The 22,403-nt window shown below is 40.3% G+C and carries 16 protein-coding genes; 13 read left to right on the top strand and 3 right to left on the bottom strand.

Going from position 1 to position 22,403, the window contains the following annotated elements; genetic code table 11:
• Nucleotides 1–30: 30 nt before the first annotated feature.
• Together VXN63_RS04180 and VXN63_RS04175 are read right to left on the bottom strand one after the other, a co-directional pair.
• Nucleotides 31–732, bottom strand: a complete 702-nt coding sequence (locus VXN63_RS04180) for a response regulator transcription factor (protein ID WP_327756720.1) — start codon at nt 730–732, stop codon at nt 31–33.
• The gene (locus VXN63_RS04175; protein ID WP_327756719.1) at nt 725–3,412 is read right to left on the bottom strand and encodes a sensor histidine kinase KdpD; all 2,688 of its coding nucleotides are present in this window, start codon (nt 3,410–3,412) and stop codon (nt 725–727) included. Before VXN63_RS04175 ends, VXN63_RS04180 begins: the two co-directional genes overlap by 8 nt.
• A gap of 251 nt (nt 3,413–3,663) precedes the next feature.
• Here VXN63_RS04175 and VXN63_RS04170 point away from each other — a divergent pair, with 251 nt between their 5' ends.
• The 12 genes from VXN63_RS04170 to VXN63_RS04115 all read left to right on the top strand — a co-directional run bounded on the left by VXN63_RS04170 (nt 3,664) and on the right by VXN63_RS04115 (nt 19,285).
• Complete coding sequence (locus VXN63_RS04170; RefSeq protein WP_327756718.1) at nt 3,664–3,753, top strand: hypothetical protein; 90 nt, start codon at nt 3,664–3,666, stop codon at nt 3,751–3,753.
• The gene (gene kdpA, locus VXN63_RS04165; protein WP_327756717.1) at nt 3,750–5,432 is read left to right on the top strand and encodes a potassium-transporting ATPase subunit KdpA; all 1,683 of its coding nucleotides are present in this window, start codon (nt 3,750–3,752) and stop codon (nt 5,430–5,432) included. Before VXN63_RS04170 ends, kdpA begins: the two co-directional genes overlap by 4 nt.
• Before the next feature lie 13 nt (nt 5,433–5,445).
• A complete protein-coding gene (kdpB, locus tag VXN63_RS04160) occupies nt 5,446–7,503 on the top strand; it encodes a potassium-transporting ATPase subunit KdpB (protein WP_327756716.1) in 2,058 nt (685 codons plus the stop codon).
• A gap of 12 nt (nt 7,504–7,515) precedes the next feature.
• Entirely contained in the window at nt 7,516–8,079 is a 564-nt protein-coding gene (locus VXN63_RS04155) for a potassium-transporting ATPase subunit C (protein WP_327756715.1), read from the top strand.
• A gap of 142 nt (nt 8,080–8,221) precedes the next feature.
• Nucleotides 8,222–8,962: an alpha/beta hydrolase gene (locus VXN63_RS04150; RefSeq protein ID WP_327756714.1), complete on the top strand. Its 741-nt coding sequence runs from the start codon at nt 8,222–8,224 to the stop codon at nt 8,960–8,962.
• A 79-nt stretch (nt 8,963–9,041) separates the two neighbouring features.
• Nucleotides 9,042–10,286 carry a sugar ABC transporter substrate-binding protein gene (locus tag VXN63_RS04145; protein WP_327756713.1) on the top strand — a complete coding sequence of 415 codons (1,245 nt, stop codon included), beginning with the start codon at nt 9,042–9,044 and terminating at the stop codon, nt 10,284–10,286.
• A gap of 74 nt (nt 10,287–10,360) precedes the next feature.
• On the top strand, nt 10,361–11,239 hold the full coding sequence (locus tag VXN63_RS04140; RefSeq protein ID WP_327756712.1) for a carbohydrate ABC transporter permease: 879 nt from the start codon (nt 10,361–10,363) through the stop codon (nt 11,237–11,239).
• A 17-nt stretch (nt 11,240–11,256) separates the two neighbouring features.
• Entirely contained in the window at nt 11,257–12,078 is an 822-nt protein-coding gene (locus tag VXN63_RS04135) for a carbohydrate ABC transporter permease (protein WP_327756711.1), read from the top strand.
• A gap of 21 nt (nt 12,079–12,099) precedes the next feature.
• Nucleotides 12,100–14,250 (top strand): glycoside hydrolase family 3 N-terminal domain-containing protein, encoded by a 2,151-nt coding sequence (locus tag VXN63_RS04130; protein WP_327756710.1) that lies wholly within the window; start codon nt 12,100–12,102, stop codon nt 14,248–14,250.
• A 46-nt stretch (nt 14,251–14,296) separates the two neighbouring features.
• A complete protein-coding gene (locus VXN63_RS04125; protein ID WP_327756709.1) occupies nt 14,297–17,659 on the top strand; it encodes a GH36-type glycosyl hydrolase domain-containing protein in 3,363 nt (1,120 codons plus the stop codon).
• Nucleotides 17,660–17,783: 124 nt separating this feature from the next.
• Entirely contained in the window at nt 17,784–18,734 is a 951-nt protein-coding gene (locus tag VXN63_RS04120) for a LacI family DNA-binding transcriptional regulator (protein ID WP_327756708.1), read from the top strand.
• A 29-nt stretch (nt 18,735–18,763) separates the two neighbouring features.
• Nucleotides 18,764–19,285 carry a GNAT family N-acetyltransferase gene (locus VXN63_RS04115; protein WP_327756707.1) on the top strand — a complete coding sequence of 174 codons (522 nt, stop codon included), beginning with the start codon at nt 18,764–18,766 and terminating at the stop codon, nt 19,283–19,285.
• Nucleotides 19,286–20,110: 825 nt separating this feature from the next.
• On the opposite strand, the gene VXN63_RS04110 is transcribed toward VXN63_RS04115, so the two are convergent.
• Nucleotides 20,111–21,349, bottom strand: coding sequence for an aminopeptidase (locus VXN63_RS04110; protein WP_327756706.1), 1,239 nt, complete (start codon nt 21,347–21,349; stop codon nt 20,111–20,113).
• Nucleotides 21,350–21,713: 364 nt separating this feature from the next.
• On the opposite strand from VXN63_RS04110, the gene VXN63_RS04105 reads away from it, so the two are divergent.
• The gene (locus VXN63_RS04105) at nt 21,714–22,262 is read left to right on the top strand and encodes a TetR/AcrR family transcriptional regulator (RefSeq protein ID WP_327756705.1); all 549 of its coding nucleotides are present in this window, start codon (nt 21,714–21,716) and stop codon (nt 22,260–22,262) included.
• The last annotated feature ends 141 nt before the right edge of the window (nt 22,263–22,403 follow it).

Below are 22,403 nucleotides of genomic sequence, written 5' to 3'. Positions count from 1 at the left end.
TTGGACGGATAAATCCGTTCAATCGTTTTTTTACAGTTCGACTCGAAGCATTCGGTATCCAACACCAATATGTGTTTGGATATAATCTTCTCCGGGACTATTCTCTCGTAATTTTTTTCGCAATCCTGCCATGAAAACTCTCAGAACTGGCACATCATCATAATATTTGCCCCAAACTTCATTTAAAATATAGTTGTGCGTGAGGACTTTTCCAATATTTTTTGCCAATAAGCTGATTAACTTGTATTCAATAGGTGTAAGATGTAACTCTTTATCGTTGATCCACACGATACCAGCAGCATAGTCGATTTTTAACGAACCATTTTCTATAATAGAAGACTGTAATAGAGAAGTTTGCTGGTCGGTGCGAAGCCTACGTAATAGGGCTCTTAATCTTGCCAGTAATTCTTCGACACTGAACGGTTTTGTCAAATAGTCATCCGCCCCAGCATCTAATGCTCTAATTTTATCTTGGTCTTCACTGCGTGCGCTGACAATGATAATCGGAAGGTTAGACCAACCTCTGACAGTTTCAACAATGGAGACACCGTCCATGTCGGGTAATCCTAAATCAAGAATGAGAATATCAGGTTGTTTACTAACCAGTTCTATCAATCCTTCTCTACCGGTTTCTGCCGTTCTGTATTGATAGCCTTCTAGTTCAACGGTGGTGGAGATGAGTTTTCTAACTGCTTGATCATCTTCTACAATCAGAATGGTTGGTTTATTCATGCGCTGAAACCTCCTCTGCTTGTAAGGTGAAGCCGAATGTTGTTCCTTTAGGGAAATGATTTTTAACATAGATCTTGCCACCATGAGCCTCAATAATAGACTGACATAAGAAAAGACCGAGTCCCAATCCTCTGCGGCCATCTGAATTGGCACTATTTGTTGTATAGAATAAATCGAAAATATGAGCTTGTTCTTCATCGGTCAGCCCGTCGCCATCGTCTGATATTTCAATTCGTGCAAGGGGGCCTTCTCGTCGAGCTACGATCGAAATTGTTGAGCCACTAGGGGTGTAACGAATGGCGTTGTTCAAGATATTGATGAACACTTGAATGATAAGCTGTGTATCCATCTTGGCCATGAGTAAATCGTCTACAGTTTCAACATTTAAAGAATGATCCTTGATGGCGGGATCCAGATGCTGAATCGCTTCATCAATGACTTCTTCAAATAACTCAATCTCAGTCCGTAATTGTAGCTGTCCGCTATCTAGTTTCGTAATAGATAATAAATTTTCAATCAGGCGAATCAACCAAGCTGAGTCATCTTGAATCGTTTGATAAAGTAATTGCTTGTGTTCCGTTGAAAGTTTGTCTGCACTAGCTGATAGCAAACTGGCATTTCCTGAAATACTGGTTAGCGGTAATCTTAAATCATGAGAGATAGCTCTTAATAGTGTAGAACGTAATTTTTCCTGTTGCATCTCTGTATAGAGTTCGTTTTGAGCTTGCGTTGCTTTTTCTTTATCAAGTGCTAATGCACATTCATCAAGCATCGCAATCGCCAGACTTTTTTCAAAAATGCCGAGTCTATCTGATTGGTCATAAACAATACCAGCTACCGCTAGAGGATGCTCCCGACCGCGAATAACTAGATAAAGACACTTAGCGTTTGAAAGCGTCTGGGTACCAGCGCCGGCACGCTTGTTGTTTTTAAAAGCCCACTCCGCCACAGCTTTTTCATGTTCATTCAACAAAGATGCTTGATCTCCAGTAAAGGACTCATGCTTAAAGAATAGTGGGTCCACTAAATGGTCTTCTTTTGAAGGATAGAAGACGATGGACCGATTCGTCAACTTCATGATTTGCTGTGCCGTCTCGTAATAAATTGCTTCTTCATCAGAAGTTTTTTGTAACTTTTGACTCGTTTCTAGCAGAACTTCCGTAAAGTAGGCTTTGCGGGAAGCTTGTCTAGCCTGTTCAGCTATTCGTTTAGTCAAGGTAGACGTAATCAACGCAGCGACTAACATAATGAAAAATGTGATAATATGACCAGGATCACTGACTTTAAAAGTGAAACGCGGTTCGGTAAAGGTAAAGTTAAAAATGAGCACACTCACAATAGAAGACACTAGACTATATTTGCGTCCTTTTGTGACCATCGCATTGACCAAAATACCTAAAATGTAGAGAATGATAATATTAGCTTCGCTGAAACCAAGTACATAAAACCATAATCCGATCAATGTACAAATTAGCAAAAGAAAAACTGATTTTAACGTCTCCATAAAAGAGAAAGAAAAATCAACTGTTTTTTTTCTGCTTGTGAGCTGTCCATCCTGATTATCCGGTATGATATACAAATCGATATTTGGATCGTAATCTAATAACTTATCAACGAAAGACTGTTTTGAACGCCATTTCGTCAAATGTTTCGTTCGTCCGGCAACAATTTTCGAAATTTTGCTTGCTCGAGCATACTCAATAATTTGTTTTGGTATATCTTCTCCGTAGACTGTTACGATTTGCGCACCTGAATCTTCCGCTAACCGAATATTAGACTGAAGTGATGAGCGGTATGCATCACTGTGTTCATCATCTGCCGCCTCTACATATAAAGCAGTCAATTTGGCACTAAATGCACGCGCCATCCTTGCAGCCGTTCGAATCACTTTCATGTTCGAAGGAGAACCCGACAGACACACTAAAATATGCTCATTTGTAAAAGTAGGAGACTCCTTATTCGTGCTCGTATGTTGGTTTGCTTTTCGATTAATATGGTCAGCCGTTTTACGAAGTGCAATTTCTCTTAATGCAACGAGTTTTTCCATCGTAAAGAAATGAGAAAGGGCTTGAGCAATTTTATGTTGTTGGTAAATGCGCCCTTTATTCAAGCGATCAAGTAATTCTACCGGCTCAATATCAACAACTTCGATCTGATCTGCCAAGTCAAATAAACGGTCGGGAATACGTTCACGGACGACCACTCCGGTGATAGCAGAGACTTGATCGTTTAGACTTTCAATATGCTGAACATTGACCGTTGTATAAACGTCAATTCCCGCTCGAAGCAATTCTTCAATATCTTGAAAGCGCTTCTGATGCCGACTGCCCTCAGCATTCGTGTGTGCCAGCTCATCGACCAAAATTAATTCAGGCTTTCTTTTTAAAGCCGCATTCAAGTCTAGTTCTTTCAACGTCATATTTTTGTAAGTCAAAGATAGAGGGGATAGTTGCTCGAATCCATTCAATAGACTTGTCGTTTCTGGACGATCGTGCGGTTCCACGTAACCAACCACAACATCCAAGCCATCTTTCAAAATTTCCTGAGCATCACTCAACATCGCATACGTTTTCCCTACACCTGCCGCATACCCAAAGTAAATCTTAAGCTTCCCAACGCGCTCACTCGCTTCTGAAAAAAGCGGAAAATCATCTTGACCGTTTAGACTAATCGACACCATTCTCAATTCTCCTCGAAAAAAAGTCCTTCTATATTAAAAGGATTATAGCACAGTTACGCAATCAGGAACGTTAGGATTTTCAATCGCGCATTAAGATAGCATAAAGATTGATGAAGGTTTTAATCTTTACGCTATCTTAATCCTAATCGGTATTTGCTTATCCCGACTTAATTATGGAACTGCTAAGATACATCCATAAGCTGGTAGACAAAATAGGAGTATTACCAGCAATCTTAAAAAAGGAGTCAGTGATGGATACAGTTATTTTAGCAACCGGTATGATCGGATTAATTTTACTCGTTTACTTGTTTTATGTGTTGTTTAGGGGGGAAGACTTGTGAGTATAATCATTTTTCAGCAAGTACTCTTTTTACTCATATTGATAGGCCTTTCGATTCCACTTGGCTTGTACCTATATGACATTATGGTGGGAAAACCTATTTTCAAAAATAAAAAAGGAAATCGACTAGAAGCAGGTCTATTCAAAGTAATGGGTGTACAAGTCGAAGAGATGACGGCTAAAAAATACGCGATTTCGGTTCTCTTATTTAGTATGGTCGGTCTGGTCTTTGTCTTCACCTTGCAACTCGCACAACGTTTCTTACCTTTTAACCCAGAAGGAATTGAGAGCACAACATTAGACTTGGCTTTCAATACGGCTGCTAGTTTTGTATCGAATACGAACTGGCAAGCTTATTCTGGAGAAACAGATTTGTCTTATTTCACACAGTCTATTGGACTAACAGTGCAGAATTTTGTTTCAGCTGCCACAGGAATAGCGGTATTATTCGTTTTAATTAGAGGATTTATCTTGAAACAAAAACGAACAGTTGGCAACTTCTGGGTGGATCTTACACGGATCACTTTATACGTCTTGATTCCGTTGTCTTTTATCGGCGCGATTGTGTTGGTTTCTCAAGGAGTCGTCCAATCTTTTTCAGGTTACCAGGAAGTCACGACCTTACAAGAGGGTGTGGCACAAACAATTCCTCTCGGACCAGCAGCCAGTCAAATTATGATTAAACAACTTGGTACAAACGGAGGCGGATTCTTCGGATCAAATTCAGCGTATCCATTAGAAAATCCAACAGCCTTGTCGAACCTGATCCAGTTAATTTCAATATTACTCATTCCAGCTGCCTTATGTGTAACGTTCGGTAAAGCTGTAAAAGATCTCAAACAAGGAAAAACCCTTTATATCGCCATGCTGTTAATCTTTTTATTGACACTTGTCGTCACGACATTAAGTGAAGCATACGGGGTACCTGTCCTTTCCGGTGCAACTGGGCTTGGAAATATGGAAGGAAAAGAAGTCGTTCACGGAATCGGGATGTCTTCACTATGGGCAACGGCTACGACAGCGGCTTCTAATGGATCCGTTAACTCGATGCACAATAGTTACACCGCATTTGGCGGCATGATGCTGATGTTCTTGATGCAAATTGGCGAAATTGTTTTTGGCGGTGTAGGAAGCGGCCTTTATGGGATGATTGCCTTTGTTCTCTTAACCGTGTTTATTGCCGGACTTATGGTCGGTAGAACACCGGAATACTTGAGCAAGAAAATTGAACCGTTTGATATGAAAATGGTTTGTTTAATTGTGCTTGTTCCACCAGTTTTGACCTTGCTCGGAACGGCCATTGCAGTCGTTGCACCTGATGCTCAAGCTTCGGTAACCAATGAAGGGGCTAGAGGCTTTTCAGAGATTCTATACGCTTACTCTTCTATGGGAAACAACAACGGGAGTGCTTTTGCTGGTTTTAGTGCAGATACACCTTTAACCAATCTACTCGGTGGAAGTATCATGCTGTTCTCTCGATTCATCCCACTAGTCGCTACGATTTTTCTAGCAGGGAATATGGCGAAGAAAAAAACAGTAGCGGTCAGCGAGGGCACACTGTCGACAACCAGCAACCTATTTGTCGGCTTACTAGTAGGCGTCATATTGATTATCGCAGCATTGAGCTTCTTGCCTTCACTGGCCTTAGGTCCAATCGCTGATTACTTCACATCACGTTAAGAGGGAATGAATCATGAAAAATCAAACCAATCAATCAAAACTATTTATCGATGCAATCGCACAATCTTTTACAAAACTAATGCCACAGGTACAGGTGAAGAATCCCGTTATGTTAATGGTTTATATTGGTGCAATCTTAACTACGATTCTATACTTCTTGTCCTATATGGGTATACAAGATGAAGCAGGAGGCTACGTATTTTCAATTGCGATCATTTTGTGGTTCACTGTACTGTTTGCGAACTTTGCTGAAGCCATTGCTGAAGGAAGAGGCCGTGCACAAGCTGATACTTTAAGAAAAGCAAGAAAGGAAGTACAAACTAAAAAAATCAAGTCAATCGATCACCCTGAAGATTTTGAAGTCGTACTATCTGTTGAGTTGAAAAAGGAAGACTTGGTATATGTAGAAGCAGGAGAACAGATACCGATGGATGGAGAAGTTGTTTCGGGTGCTGCCTCGGTTGACGAGAGCGCCATTACCGGTGAATCGGCTCCAGTTATTAGGGAATCCGGAGGGGACCGAAGCGCGGTAACAGGAGGAACGACTTTAGTATCTGATTGGTTGATCATTCGTATCACCGTAGAAGCGGGGAACAGCTTTCTCGACAAAATGATCAGTATGGTAGAAGGGGCTTCTCGTAAGAAAACCCCTAATGAGATCGCGCTTCAAATTCTACTCGTTACGTTTACAATTATCTTTCTGGTTGTGTCAGCAACATTATTACCTTTTACGCAATTTACAAGTGCTTATGTAGGAACAGGCTCACCAATTTCTCTGACAAATGTCGTTGCTTTACTTGTCTGTCTTGCGCCCACAACCATTGGTGCACTCTTATCTTCAATTGGGATTGCCGGAATGAGTCGGTTAAACGAAGCAAATGTACTCGCAATGAGTGGCCGAGCAATTGAAGCCGCAGGCGATACGGATGTACTCTTACTCGATAAAACTGGAACCATTACGCTAGGAAATCGACAAGCGAGTGAATTTGTACCCGTCAATGGTACAGAAAAAGCAGCACTAGCAGAAGCAGCGCAATTGTCTTCTCTTGCGGATGAAACGCCTGAGGGTAGAAGTATTGTGAAGCTGGCAAAAGATGAATATGGCTTACGCAGTCACGATCTATCTAGTTTGCAAGCAACTTTTGTACCATTCTCCGCTAGAACACGAATGAGCGGGATTGATTACGCAGGCGACGAGTGGCGAAAAGGTGCCGCGGATACCATCAAGCAAAAGATTCAGGCGAAAGGTGGAACGTTTCCGGAAGAATGTACACAAATCGTGAATGACATTGCTAATGCAGGTGGAACACCACTTGTTGTAACGAAAAACGAGACAGTTTTAGGTGTCATACACTTGAAAGACATTGTAAAAAGTGGCGTTAAAGATCGCTTCAATGAACTCAGAAATATGGGGATCAAGACAATCATGATAACAGGAGATAACCCGATGACAGCTGCAGCGATTGCGGCAGAAGCAGGCGTTGATGATTTCTTAGCAGAAGCGACACCAGAGGCAAAACTAGAATTGATTCGTCAATACCAAAAAGACGGTCATCTCGTTGCGATGACCGGAGATGGTACTAATGATGCACCTGCACTTGCGCAAGCCGATGTTGCGGTAGCTATGAACACAGGGACGCAAGCCGCTAAAGAAGCGGGGAATATGGTCGACTTGGATTCAAATCCAACTAAACTGATTGATATTGTCCGTATCGGTAAACAATTGTTGATTACAAGAGGCGCGTTAACCACTTTTAGTATTGCGAATGATGTCGCTAAATATTTTGCGATCATTCCGGTATTGTTCTTCTCCATCTATCCTCAATTAGAAGCTCTTAATTTCATGGGTTTGACGAGTGCAACGACCGCAATCTTATCCGCTGTGATCTATAATGCACTAATTATTATTGCATTGATCCCACTAGCGCTTCGAGGTGTTAAATATAGAGGGTTATCAGCCGAGAAATTATTGAGACACAATATGCTTGTGTACGGTTTAGGTGGACTAGTTGCACCGTTCATTGCAATCAAATTAATTGATATCATACTCACCGTTATGGGTATTGGATAAGGAGTAAAAAACATGAGAGTACTAAAATTACTGAGAACGGCAATCACGTTATTTTTATTTTTCACTGTGGTCTGCGGGGTACTATATACCGGTGTCGTAACTGGTATCGCACAACTGGTATTTCCAAGTCAAGCGAATGGAAGTGTCATCCAAACGACCAATGCATCGAATGAAGAAGTTGCTGTTGGTTCAAAATGGATTGCACAAACCTTTACAGACCCAGCTTATATGATTGGGAGACCTGATTGGGACCGAAATTTATCGCCAACGAGCGAAGTATTGAAAACACTCGTCCAAGAGCGAGTCGAATGGTTTGAAGAACTGGATCCTGATAATCCTGAACCAATCCCTAATGACTTACTTTCTGCATCTGGAAGTGGCGTTGATCCAAACATTTCTCCTGAAGCAGCTGCTTATCAGGTCAATAGAATTGCAAAAGAACGCAATCTTTCGAAGGAAGTTGTACAAGCAGTAATCAAACAACAAACAACTGGACGAAGCTTAGGTATCTGGGGAGAACCAACTGTAAATGTGTTAGGTGTTAATCTAGCATTGGACGAAACTGTAGCGAAATAAAGAAGGAAAGTGCTGATGGCCAATAGGTCGTCGGCCTTTTTTATAGTAGAAAAATAAAATTAAAAGAAAAGGCTTGCAAAAAAATGGGGAGTTGGTTATAATTCATTTATCGAAACGTTTCGAAAGGAAGTGAACAAGATAAATGACAACTGTGGACGCTTCGTTTTTCTCAAAGAATTTAGAAAGAAAAGTATCTTATTCAGCTATTATTCCTAAAGAAAATAGAACGGCACGACCCTTTAAAACACTCTACTTGCTTCATGGATATAGCGGAGACAGAAGAGATTGGTTCTACGCAGGAAACATCGAACACTTGGCTGAAACGTATAATATTGCTGTCATTCTGCCAACAGGTGAGAATAGTTATTATGTGAATCATCCTAACGGTATGAAGTATGGTGAGTATATCGGTCAAGAACTGATTGAAGAAACCAGAAGCCTATTCCCATTATCTACTAATAGAGAAGAGACTTGGATCGGTGGGCTATCTATGGGCGGGTATGGTGCTTTGCGAAATGGTTTATATTATCATGAAACCTTTGGTAAGATCATAGCCTTGTCGAGTCGAATCATTACAAAAACGGTAGATAAAGAAGATCACATGTATCCAGAACGGATTATGGATGTAGTGGTTGGCCATTCAGAGATTCAAGCTATACCAGATGAAATAGATTTATATCTACTAGCGCATAAAAAGATTGATTTACCAGAGCTTTACATGGCTTGTGGAACAAGTGACTTCTTATACGAAGACAATGTAGCTTTTCATCAAGAACTGAACCGTCTTCAAATCAGCCATCAATATGTTGAAGATGAGGGAGATCATAACTGGACATTTTGGAATCAACAGATTATCCCAGCGTTAAACTGGTTAACAGAATAATCTTTTTGGCTTTTTGTCGAAACGTTTCGACAAAAAACAAATAAGTAAATAATCTCATAAAAATTAGGAGGAATAAATAATGAAAATCAATAAATTAATGTTAGGCACAACATCTTTGGTAGCAATGAGTTTACTAGCAGCATGTGGAAATAGTGGAGACGAGGGTGCTTCAGAAGGCTCTTCAGATGAATTATCTGTATGGGTAATGGGTGACGGAAACGAAGTGACGCAACCCCTTTTTGATTCATTCACAGAAGAAACAGGCATTGACGTTAACGCACAGAGCATACCTTGGTCAGCTGTCCATGACCGCTTGCTGACAGCGGTTGCTTCAGGTGAAGGTCCCGATGTCGTGCAAATGGGTTCTACTTATATGGCAGAATTCGTAGATGCTGGTGCATTGATGGATATCACAGAATACGTCGAAGGTAGTGATGAAATCAGTCCAGATAATTTCTTCGAGGGAAATGTTGAGACAACGGTATTTGATGAAAATTATTATGCAGTCCCTTGGTACACTGAAACGAGAGCGCTTTACTATAGAACAGATTTACTTGAAGAAGCGGGTTATCCAGAAGGTCCAGCAACTTGGGATGAACTTTCGGATGCTGCGATGAAGTTGTCTGAACGTGGGGACAACTATTATGGTTTCACAATTCCAATCAATGAACAGACATTTGGACCAATGTTTGCAAAACAAAATGGTTCACCAATTATAGATGATGAAGGAAATGCTGTAATGAATGAACCAGAATTCGTTGAAGCGATTGAATACTTGAATGGTTTCATAGAATCAGGTGCTTCACCAAGCCAAGATTTAGGTATTGAGATTTCTCAAAGTTTTGGTGGAGAAGGAATCAATCCAATGTTTATCAGTGGGCCGTGGATGATTACAGCGATTCAAGATCAAACAACAGATATTGAAGGTAAATGGGCAGTGAGAACCTTGCCTGAAGGACCTGTTAGTAACGTATCTAATACAGGTGGTGCCAACTTAGCTGTCTGGAATAATTCTGATAATCCAGAAGAAGCGGTTCAGTTAATTGAACACTTAACAAGCACAGATAGTATGCTGACATATTATGAAAATTCAAGTTCTCTTCCTGCAAGAATGTCTACATGGGATGAGGAACCATTCCAAGACGAAAATGTAGCGGTATTTGGTGAACAGCTTGAAAATTCTGAACATATGCCAGTAATCGAAGAATGGGATAGAGTATCTCAAGCGTATATCAGTAGTTTCGAACAAATCATCGTTGGTGGTGCAGACGTTCAAGAAACACTGGATAACCTGAACCAGGAAGTTCAAACAATGATCGACTAAAAAATTCAAACATTCAGAGAGTGGAATCGTTTCGATTCATTCTCTGAATTTTGATTTTAGAGAGGAACCTTTTCATGAAAAGTAAAAAAGCACCTTATTTCTTTATTGCACCTGCTATTGGTTTACTATTAACGTTCTCTATCTTCCCAATTATTTTAGCGTTAGTTATCAGCTTTACCGATATGAGTTTAGCAGGACTAGCAGATTATTCACGAATCAACTTCACGGGATTTCAAAATTATCAAAATATCTTGCAAGATAGTATATTTTTGAAATCCATCACCAATACCTTATTCTACGTAATCTTTGGTGTACCGCTCGTCATTCTCTTTTCACTGACCATTGCAATTTTGATCAATATGGGGAGAAGTCGGTATTTCTCATTTATGCGGGTAGTATTCTACTCACCTTCCATTACCAATATTGTTGCGGTTGCGATTGTTTGGGCATTCTTGTTCAATCCAAGTCAAAGTATTGGTTTGATCAACCGCGTCATCGGCATGGTTGGTATTGGACCGATCGGCTGGTTAACGGATACAAGTGTTTCAAAAATCTCACTAGTCATTTTAGCGGTTTGGAGAAGTATCGGGATCAATATGCTGATTTTTTCTGCAGCACTACAAAATATTCCGCGTTCGATGTATGAAGCGGCTGAACTAGATGGAGCAACAAAATGGGAACAGATTCGTTTTATTACTGTACCCCAATTGAAGTTTTCAACGTCTTTTGTCACCATCACTACGATTATCGGCTGGTTACAATTCTTTGAAGAACCCTTTGTTATGACTGAAGGTGGACCACTGAATAGTACGACAAGTGTGGCACTCTTTATCTACCGCAATGGTTTCCAAAACAATCAATTTGGATATGCTGCGGCTGGATCGTTGCTCTTGTTTGTTGTCATTATCTGTGCAACACTCGTTCAACTCAGATTACAAAGACGAGCAGATTAAGAAGGGGATAAGTTGATATGATTAATATAGACAAAAAACTAAAAATTACTATTGGAGTAGTATTAGGCCTTTGGGGGCTGATTACGGTCATTCCGTTTGTATGGATGATTCTTTCAGCATTCAAAACCAATCCAGAGATTGTAGCCGCACAACCGAATCTTTTGCCAAACGAATGGACACTAGATAATTTTAGAGAACTCTTTCAACGGTTAAATTTTGATGTATATCTACTCAATACCGTAATCATTACTGTTCTAGGGTTTGTTGGATTATTGCTCAATGCAATGGCAGGCTTTGCATTTGCACATTATGAATTTAAATTCAAAAACTTTCTATTTGTTCTCGTTCTCGCAACGATGATGATTCCAGGACAAGTGACGATGATTCCGGTTTATCTCTTATTAAACCAGCTTGGCTTGACGAATACGTATCTGGGTATCGTATTACCTGGACTTACAGGTGCTTTTGGAATTTTCTTGTTCAGACAATTTTTCTCAAGTATTTCAGAAGAATTTTTTGAAGCGGCAAGGTTAGATGGTGCGAGTGACTTCTACGTTTTCTTCAGAGTTGCTTTACCCTTATCTAAACCCATTATTGCAGTACAAGGTATTTTAACCTTTATCGGTGGTTGGAACTCATTCCTATGGCCACTGATTATTGCGAATGACCAACGTTTCTATACCTTATCGGTTGGTCTGCAATTGCTACAAGGACAACATGGAACAAATTATGCTTTACAAATGGCTGGAGCTGCCTTCATGGTCGTGCCAATTCTGATCATTTTTATCATTTTCCAAAAATATATTCTTACTGGCTTTAACATTTCCGGTGGAAAATAAGCGCAGACAAAGGAGTCACTTATGAAAATTGATGCATTAAAAGCACTACTCAATGAAATGACCACTGAAGAAAAAGTTGGACAGACGATTCAATTGTCCGCGGACTTTTTCTCTGATCAATCAGAAGATATCACAGGGCCAATGAATGAAATGGCTATGACTGAAGAGAAGAAATACCAAGTCGGTTCCGTTCTGGGTATCTCAGGTGCAAAAGAAACCATTGCATTGCAAAAAAGATATATGGAAGAAAATCGTTTAAATATACCTTTATTGTTCATGGCAGATATTATTCACGGGGATCATACTATTTTCCCAATTCCGTTAGGATTAGGCGCGACTTGGAATCCTGATTTGATCAAGCAAACTGCACAAATCTCAGCTAAAGAAGCGTCTGCTCAAGGACTTCATGTAACGTTCTCACCAATGGTTGATCTCGTTAGAGATCCTAGATGGGGTAGAGTCATGGAAGCAACTGGTGAGGACAAGTTACTCAATAAACGATATGCCAGAGCTTTTGTAGAAGGTTATCAAGGCGAGGACTTGAAAGAAGATCTAACGAAGCTTGCAGCTTGTGTGAAACATTTTGCCGGTTATGGTGCGCCACGTGGTGGTAGAGATTATAACTCAGTAGACTTAAACGAAAATACTTTAAGAGAGCACTATTTGCCAGCCTACCAAGAAGGAATTGATGCGGGCGCAAAACTGGTCATGACCGCCTTTAACACAATTGATAACATCCCAGCAACTGGTAATAAACGTCTGATGCGAGATATCCTCCGAGAAGAAATGGCCTTTGATGGGGTTCTGATTTCTGACTGGGGTGCAATCGGCGAACTCGTCCCACACGGTGTTGCAGAAGATAACAAAGCTGCAGCAAAACAAGCATTAACAGCAGGTGTAGATATTGAAATGATGTCAGCAGCTTATAGTGAGCATTTAGTGGACTTAGTGAATCAAGACGAAACATTGAAAACACTTCTGGATGAATCGGTCTGGAATATCTTGAAATTAAAAAATGACCTAGGCTTATTCGAACAACCCTACCGAGGTGCTAATGAAACAACCGAGAAAGAAGCAGTCTTTTCAAATGAAAACAAACAAGTCGCTTTAACAGTCGCAGAACAATCGATTGTTCTACTCGAAAACAATGGCGTATTGCCACTAAAAAAAGATTCAAAACTTATCTTAACGGGTCCGCTCAGTCAGTCAACTGACCTTTTAGGCGCCTGGTCTTGGAAAGGTAACAGAGAACAGACAACAACACTTGAAGATGCGATGGCAGCTGTTGCGAATCCAGATGTATTCAGCGTAATTGATGATCGAACATTCTTAGAGGGACAGAATAGCTTCTTCATGGACGATTTACGTACGGCGGATACCGTAGTGGTTGCACTCGGAGAAAGTTCAGAAATGAGTGGCGAGGCAGCCAGTCGTACAAACATTAAGTTGCCAGAGAACCAGTTAGTCTTATTGAGAGAACTGAAAAAACTAAATAAAAAAGTTGTAGCTGTTTTGATCAATGGTCGCCCCTTGGATTTATCTGAAGTGGTACCGTTAGTAGATGCTCTTGTTGAAGCCTGGTTCCCTGGAACGATGGGAGCGGAAGCCATTACGAATATATTATTTGGAAAAGTGAATCCTTCGGGCAAATTGCCCATGTCATTCCCTAGATCTGTTGGTCAGATTCCACTGACCTATAACGAAGACAGTACCGGCAGACCCATGACAGAAGGAAAAAGAAGTGAAAAATATCTATCGAGGTATCTTGATGCTGAAAATACGGCTCTATATCCATTCGGTTTTGGACGTTCTTATACAACCTTTGAGTATGCAAACTTGACATTATCAAGTCAGAAAATCTCTGAAGACGATGGATTGCAAGTTTCGGTAGATGTTAAAAATACTGGCGATGTTAAAGGGCTTGAAACGGTTCAAGTTTACCTTCGCGATAAAGTGGGCGAAGTAGTGCGTCCAGTCAAAGAACTCGTTGATTTCAAACAAGTTGAATGTGCACCAGGCGAATCTAAAACCATTACCTTTGAAATTACAGAAGAACAGCTCCGCTACTCACACGCAGACCATTCAGTCAGTAGTGATGCGGGAACTTTCTTGATTGGTATCGGTACGGATAGTTCAGTCACACTCAGTGCATCGTTTGAGTTAGAAAAATAGATATTTAGTAAAAAATTAAATCGTTGAAGAGTTGAGGGGTAGTAAAATGAAATCAATCGTACAAGCACAAAAACATATGGTTACCTTAAAAGAAGGTCAGACGACTGTAACGTTTTTACAGTCAGGGGATCTATACAAAATGAGTCACGAATCAATTATGATCAATCAAATCGAAGGAAATATGATTGATGGGTCTTTAAATAATCTATATCTTAGACGATTTGATGAAACCGGCGCAGTTTTAGAGGCAGTGCCGTTACTGGGAATACAATCAAATAGCCGATTTTCAGTAGGGGAAAAACAAGTCAGCTGGTCAGGGGCCGTAGCGAACATTGATTATTTGGTGCGATTCAGTTTAGCGGAAGAGAGTATCTGGTTCTGGGAAGTATCCCTCAAAGGATCTAATGAACTGATTGATATTGTTTACGGTCAAGATCTGGGATTAGCTGCAGAAGCTGCGCTTAAAGCAAACGAAGCCTATGTAGCCCAGTATGTAGATCATACAGTAAGCGAAATAGAAACTGGCTATGTGATCAGTTCTAGACAAAATCAGCCACAATCTGGAAAATTTCCGTACTTACAACAAGGAAGTCTTACAGGGACGGATGGATTTTTAACAGATGGCTTCCAGTTTTTTGGAAAAACTTATAAAGAGACCAATCAACCAGAAGCACTGAAAAAAGTAGCGCTAGAGAATCGTAAAAGTCAATTTGAATTCGACTACACTACATTGAAATCTCGCTCAGTAAAAGTAGCTGAATCCGATACAACCACTGTTGTCTTTTACAACCTGTTCAAAACGGACCATCCAGAAGCCGTCAAAGAAGTAGAAGATCAAGAGCGTATTCAAGCAGCTTATCAGACATTGGAGCAAGAAAAACTGACACCTTGTGAACGCGTAACGAAACAAACAGTGATTGGGAAACCGTTACAGACGACGACTATTTCGCAAGCAGACTTAGAACGCCTTTATCCTAAGCGTATTCAGGATGAGGTGATTGACGGACGTATTGTCTCTTTCTTTACAGAGGATCAAGCACATGTGGCTTTGAAAGAGAAAGAGTTAATGTTAGAGCGTCCACATGGTCAAATTTTATTTACGCACAACAAAACCGTTCCAGATGAAACCATTATGAGTACGACCGCTTGGATGTATGGAGTGTTTAATGCCCAACTGGTTATGGGCAATACAGATATGAATAAAGCGATGTCCAATACCCGAAATGCCGTCAACTTTTTCAAAACAAGCGGACAGCGCGTATACGTCAAGTTGGAAAATCACTATAGACTGTTAACGATGCCTTCATTAATGGAAATCGGTATTAATTATGTGAAATGGGTTTACCAAACAGAGACAGAAACGTTTACCGTTGTGAATCTAGCAGCGTCTAACCAATCAGCTATCCAATTGACGGTCTCAAGTGAAAGTGGTCAAGCTTACGAATATTTGATCACGAATCAATTGACAATGAATAGCCGAGAATATCAGACACCTGTCTGGGTCGAAGAAACAGACGAAGGCGTCATTGCGACATTCGATGAACAGACTGCTGCGTACAAGAAATTACCAAACCTCGCTTACAAATTTCAAGTGTTGAACGCGAATGCAACTGTTGTCGATGAGAGTGCATTTTTATCTGGCGTAGAGGAAGGCACAGCTATGTTGTTGAACTTTAAAATAGATACAACGGATACGTTTACTTTAACAATGTCAGGAGCACTTGATGGCAAGCATTTTGCAGCAGCCGAACTTGATTTTGAGAAAGAAACAACAGCTTTTTCTACATTCTTTGACGAATTGAGCAATGGTTTTTCAATGAGTGGACCGGATGCAGTGAAATCAACAGCCGAAAAGATGAATTTGACAACACATTGGTATACACATAATATGCTGGTTCACTATTTAGTCCCTCACGGTTTGGAGCAATTTGGTGGGGCCGCTTGGGGAACAAGAGACGTTTCTCAAGGTCCGGCAGAATATCTAATGGCGATGCAACAATATGACAGCACGCGCGAAGTGATTAAGCGTGTATATAGTCACCAACATATTCAAGATGGCAATTGGCCACAATGGTTCATGTTCGATTCTTATGTAGAAGTGCAAGCGGATGAAAGCCATGGCGATGTGATCGTATGGCCGCTTAAAATGCTAGCAGACTATCTTGAAATTACAGGGGATGACAGCTTATTGGAAGAGTCCGTTTCTTATTTTGATCAAGCGACGCAGACTTACACAACAGCGAACGACTCCATTAAAGTACATGTGGAGAAACAATTAGCGTACATTCAATCTCACTTTTTATGGGATACCCACCTGTCTTCTTATGGTGACGGTGATTGGGATGATACTTTGCAACCACACGACCAGAGTCTGAAAAAGAATATGGCGAGTAGCTGGACGATTGCACTAACCTATCAGACACTCAAGAAGTTTGCAGCAGTACTTAAAATCGTTGATCCAAAATGGTCAGATGTCATGAGTGAACGAACTGCAGAAATCGAAAAAGATTTCAAACACTATATTTCTTCGAATGAAGTCGTTCCTGGCTTTATCTATATGCCGAGCGAAGAAGAAATCGTTAAGATGATTCATCCTGAAGACACAACGACAGGGATCCAATACCGTTTGTTACCGATGATTCGTGGCATGATCAGTGAGCTGTTTACGAAAGAACAGGCAGAAAGTCATTACGCATTGATTCAAGAACATCTAAATACACCAGATGGGGTTCGTTTGATGAATCGTCCGGCTACCTACCAAGGTGGAGTCAGTCGCCAATTTAAGCGTGCTGAACAAGCAGCAAACTTTGGACGTGAGATTGGTTTGATGTATGTACACGCACATATCCGTTACATTGAAGCGATGGCCAAAATCGGTCAAGCGGAAGAAATCTGGAAAGGTTTGGAAACGATCAATCCAATTAACATTTCATCCGTAGTTGAAAATGCAGAAGTCCGTCAAAGTAACACGTACTTTAGTAGTTCTGATGCAGATTTTTCTGATCGTTATGAAGCGCAAGAAAATTTCGATCTAGTTAAAAAAGGCCAAGTGAAAGTAAAAGGCGGCTGGAGAATTTATTCAAGTGGGCCGGGAATCTATATGAATCAATTGATTTCAAGTGCTTTAGGTATTCGAATTCATAATCGAAATCTAGTGCTCGATCCTGTATTAGTAAAAGAACAAGATGAACTGCAAGTCACTTATACCTACAACGGTTATCCAATGACGATTCAGTATCATTTTGCGGAAACTGAACAAGTACAGGTGGAAGTCAATGGCGAAGATATTTCTCAAAAGGCTTTAACAAATCCTTACAGGAAAGCCGGAGTTGAGATCAAGCAAGCTGATCTGGAAAAAATATTATCAAAAGAGTCAAACCAACTAGATATTTATTATCCAGTTTATTGAAGATAATATTTTAATAAAACAAGCGCATACAGTTAAAATTGTATATAATAGAGTAGAGTGTTTTTTAGAAGAAATGAATTTAGTTAAAAACGATCATTCGGTATACAAATAAGGAGGTTGGAATATGACGGGCATAAAGGAAATTGCAAAAAGAGCAAATGTTTCTATTTCAACCGTGTCTTATGCATTGAATAATAGTCCAAGAGTCAGCGAAAAAACCAAGCAGCGTATTTTAAAGATTGCTAAAGAAATGAACTATATCCCTAACCGGGCTGGGCAAAATCTACGCCGAAAACAAACCCGCATCATCGGTGTCCATTTGTCTAGTTACAGTGGGAGTTTCTATGGTGAATTGCTAGATGGAATCCAACATATGGCAAAAGAACTTGGCTTTGATATTATCGCCTGCTCAGGAGAAAAGTCGCGCCTATTTTTACCGCAGGGTATGATAGACGGTATTATTGTTTTAGACCAATTCTACCCAGACGAACAACTTCTCGAATATGCAAACGATGGTCATTCTATCGTTGTACTAGATAGACAACTCGAGCATAAAAATATCCGACATGTGTTATTAGATAATAAAGAAGGAATCAAACAAGCGGTCCAGTCGCTGGCAACATCTCCAGCTGAAACGATTGATATCATTAATGGTCCAAAAGGAAACTTTGATAGCCGCGAACGATTAGAAACGGCAACGCGAGAAATCAGCAAACTTGGCAAGAAATTCCGAATCTATAAAGGCTGGTTTACAGAAGAGTCTGGCTTTATCGCTGCACGTGAAATTGCTCGAGAAGTTGGAAATGAAAGCCCAATTGAAATCCTGGCTTTGAATGACGAAATGGGGATTGGTGCTTACAATTATTTCAAGAAAAATGACCGCTTTAAGGGTACCGAAATCAACATCACTGGCTTTGACAACTTGATGGTTAGTCGCTACCTTGATCCCCGAATGAATAGTGTTTCATTCTCAAAAAGAGAATGGGGAGCCCTCAGCATGAATACACTGTATAAAATGCTGAACGGTCAAGAAACCGAAGATAAACTGATTTCGACTCGTTTCCTGACAACCTGAAATAAGCCTAATATATGTAAAAAAAGGCATTGCTGAAGCAGTGCCTTTTTTGTGTTATCCTTTCAGAAAAGACCTTAAAAGGAGTAGCCATCATGGAAGAGTTGACCATTCGGACAATCACCGACGAAAACTGGCGTGCAATCGTCGAACTCAAAGCAAACCCAGAACAAGCCAACTTTATCAGCCCAAACGCAGAATCCATGCTCGAAGCTTTCTACGAAACCAAATTCAATTGGACAACTTATGGTCTTTATATAGAAAATTTACCCGTCGGCTTCGCCATGATCGGTGCATATAATGAGGAACATCAATACATTTGGCTCGACCGTTTTATGATCGACGCCCAGTCTCAAGGCAAAGGCTACGGTAAAAGGTTTCTCGAAAAACTGATAGCCTTTATCAGACAAAACTGGTCCGTCAAAGATATCGTGCTCAGCATCAACGAAGAGAATCTAGCGGCCAAGCGCTTGTACGAAACCTTTAACTTCAAAAACACAGGTAGAATCGATGAAGAAAACGGTGAACGCATCATGGTGCTGAGCGAAAGATAGCGGCGTATTTAAATAGGTGGCTGAGAAGACCGTTAGAAACTGATCTCCGATCAGTAAGAACAGTAATAGTCCCTCTCGCAAGAAAATCAGACCTCGAGAGGGAATGAAACAGCGAGATAGTCCCTCTCAAAGGAGAGCGAGGCCGCGAGAGGGAATGAAAGAGAGAGATAATCCCTCTCGTAAGAGAATTAGACCACGAGAGGGAATGAAACAGCAAGATAGGCCCTCTCGTAAGAGAATCAGACCACGAGAGGGAATGAAACAACAAGATAGTCCCTCTCGTAGGAGAATCAGACCACGAGAGGGAATGAAACAGCAAGATAGTCCCTCTCGTAGGAGACTCAGACCACGAGAGGGAATGAAACAGCGAGATAGTCCCTCTCGAAGGAGAGCGAGGCCGCGAGAGGGAATGAAAGAGAGAGATAATCCCTCTCGTAAGAGAATTAGACCACGAGAGGGAATGAAACAGAGAGATAGTCCCTCTCGTAGGAGAATCAGACCACGAGAGGGAATGAAACAGAGAGATAGTCCCTCTCGTAGGAGAATCAGACCACGAGAGGGAGTGAAACAGCAAGATAGTCCCTCTCGTAGGAGAATCAGACCACGAGAGGGAATGAAACAGAGAGATAGTCCCTCTCGTAGGAGAATCAGACCACGAGAGGGAATGAAACAGCAAGATAGTCCCTCTCGCAAGAAACTAAGGCCACGAGAGGGAACAAATAAAGGATGAATCTCGCCAGTTCAAAGACTGACGAGCTTCATCCTTTTAAAAGAAAAAATCAGGTGCTTCCCTAAAGGCAGCACCTGATTTTAATATTCTAGAATTTAAGCCCAAGTACCTTTACGGAATACTGGAACACGTGTACCATCTTCACGAATACCATCGATATCCATTTCATTTGAACCCACCATGAAGTCAACATGAACGTCAGAACGGTTCAAACCAGCAGCTTTCAAGTCTTCTTCAGACATTTCAGTACCGCCTTTAAGGTTGAATGCGTAAGCTGAACCCAAAGCAAAGTGATTTGAAGCATTCTCATCAAACAAAGTATTGAAGAAGGTTAAACCAGATTGAGAGATAGGAGACTCGTCTGGAACAAGTGCAACTTCACCTAAACGAGCAGATCCTTCGTCTGTTTCAACAAGTTGCTGGATCACATCTTCGCCTTTTTCAGCAGTCACTTTAACAACTTTACCATCTTTGAAGTGGAATTCCATTCCTTCGATGATGTTTCCTGCATAGCTCAAAGGTTTAGTCGAAACAACAACGCCATCTACACGATTTGCATCAGGAGCAGTGAACACTTCTTCAGTTGGCATGTTAGCCATGAATCGCTCGCCACGTACGTTAAAGCTTCCAGCGCCTTCCCATAAGTGACCATCAGGTAATCCAACCGTTAAGTCAGTTCCAGGACCTGTGTAGTGTAAAGCAACGAATTGTTCTTTGTTTAATTCTTCAGCTTTCGCTTCAAGCGTTTTATCTTTTGTTTCCCAAGTTGCGATTGGGTTTTCGTCATAAAGGTGAACCGCTTTGAAAATAGCATCCCATAAAGCATCTAATTGTTCTTCTTTAGAATTTAAATCCGGAAATACTTTAGCTGCCCATTTTTCACCAGCAGCTGCAGCGACCAACCAGCTGACTTTGTTAGATTGAGTTGCTTTTCTCATTGCAGATAAAGCACGACCAGCAGCCGTTTGATAAGCAGCGATCTTAGAGTTGTCTAATCCTTGTAAAGAATCTGGATCAGAAGAACGAAGGCTGATACGACTAGCGCCTTTTTCAATATGATCTAAACTTTCATCAATTTTATATTGCGGAATATCAGTCAAGACTTCTTGAGAAGCATGCTCAAAAGTTGAACGACTAACGATATCATCCGTCCATTTAACGATCACTTCTTTAGCGCCTTTTTGATAAGCAGCTTCAGTTACCAAACGTGCAAGTGGTGCTTGGTCAACATCAACACTTAATACAACTGTATGGCTTTCTTGTACGTTAACACCAGTCGTCACGATTAGGTCAGCGTATTTGTTCAATAAATTGTCAAAGTTTTCTAAGGTCATTATGATTCCTCCTAAAATATTAAAACGCTCACTTAATATAATATCACACAATCGACGTTATCGCGAGAATGGGGTAATGATAACGATTCTTAGGTAAGAATTAGGGTATACTTAGCATCGAATTGTAAAATTTTGCTATTATCTAACTATCTGTTATTGGTAGTATAATAACATTAGACTTACTTTTAATTAATAACGTACGTTATAAAAATACTGAAATAACGGTGTTTTAATAACTTTTGTTTTTTAGTATACTAGATTATACAGTATAAATTAACTTTTAAATACATGTTAATCATGTTATACTTATGTGGTTATATAGCTTAGTAAGGTAGAAAAAAAATTTTTGAGGGAGTCAAAGAAGGTGCCAAGACAAAGGACGATATTGAGAGAAAACATACTGGATGCTTCTATGGAACTCTTACGATCGAGCGGTTTTAGTCAGTTTACAGCAAGACAAATTGCGATTAAAATGAACTCGTCAACGCAACCGATATATAAAGAGTTTAAAAATATGGAAGACTTGAAAGTTGGCTTACTAGAGTATATAAAGCAGTATCTTTCTGAAACGGTGTTCAATAGTCATCACACTACTGATCCACTTGAAGAAGTTTGTGAAAAGTATATACTGTTCGCCAAAAAAGAACCAACACTCTTTTCAGCAATTTATATGGATAGAGAGCTGGAAGTCGTCCAGCTTCACAACTATTCTTACGAAATGATTGAAAAGATTTTGAAAGAAACGGATTCAGAATACGATGAGAAAAATATTCTTCCGTTTCTAAATATTCTTTGGCCTAGCGTACTAGGGGTAGCTATGCTAGTAGCACAAGGGAAAATACAGTATGATCAAAATCAGATCAATCAGAAAGTTAAGGATATTCTAAATACCAGCTTAACTTTATTAGCTTAATCGCTCAAAAAAGAAGGTACTCCGATATTTCGGAGTGTCTTCTTTTTTTGATTAAATGATGATTTGATGAAGACACGACGATATGCTAACACTTCTGATCGTGAACATGATAAAATGGGTAACGATTGAATTTTTTAACTT

This window comes from Marinilactibacillus sp. XAAS-LB27, assembly GCF_036039175.1.
Classification (GTDB): domain Bacteria; phylum Bacillota; class Bacilli; order Lactobacillales; family Carnobacteriaceae_A; genus Marinilactibacillus.
The sequence above is the reverse complement of the archived record's forward strand: the minus strand, read 5'-3'. Positions and strand labels throughout refer to the sequence as shown.

Coding starts and splice junctions, on each gene's coding strand:
- VXN63_RS04140 (WP_327756712.1), top strand. CDS start 10,361: ATGAAAAGTAAAAAAGCACCTTATTTCTTTATTGCACCTGCTATTGGT.
- VXN63_RS04170 (WP_327756718.1), top strand. CDS start 3,664: ATGGATACAGTTATTTTAGCAACCGGTATGATCGGATTAATTTTACTC.
- VXN63_RS04120 (WP_327756708.1), top strand. CDS start 17,784: ATGACGGGCATAAAGGAAATTGCAAAAAGAGCAAATGTTTCTATTTCA.
- kdpB (WP_327756716.1), top strand. CDS start 5,446: ATGAAAAATCAAACCAATCAATCAAAACTATTTATCGATGCAATCGCA.
- VXN63_RS04125 (WP_327756709.1), top strand. CDS start 14,297: ATGAAATCAATCGTACAAGCACAAAAACATATGGTTACCTTAAAAGAA.
- VXN63_RS04110 (WP_327756706.1), bottom strand. CDS start 21,349: ATGACCTTAGAAAACTTTGACAATTTATTGAACAAATACGCTGACCTA.
- VXN63_RS04175 (WP_327756719.1), bottom strand. CDS start 3,412: ATGGTGTCGATTAGTCTAAACGGTCAAGATGATTTTCCGCTTTTTTCA.
- VXN63_RS04150 (WP_327756714.1), top strand. CDS start 8,222: ATGACAACTGTGGACGCTTCGTTTTTCTCAAAGAATTTAGAAAGAAAA.
- VXN63_RS04130 (WP_327756710.1), top strand. CDS start 12,100: ATGAAAATTGATGCATTAAAAGCACTACTCAATGAAATGACCACTGAA.
- VXN63_RS04145 (WP_327756713.1), top strand. CDS start 9,042: ATGAAAATCAATAAATTAATGTTAGGCACAACATCTTTGGTAGCAATG.
- VXN63_RS04180 (WP_327756720.1), bottom strand. CDS start 732: ATGAATAAACCAACCATTCTGATTGTAGAAGATGATCAAGCAGTTAGA.
- VXN63_RS04135 (WP_327756711.1), top strand. CDS start 11,257: ATGATTAATATAGACAAAAAACTAAAAATTACTATTGGAGTAGTATTA.
- VXN63_RS04155 (WP_327756715.1), top strand. CDS start 7,516: ATGAGAGTACTAAAATTACTGAGAACGGCAATCACGTTATTTTTATTT.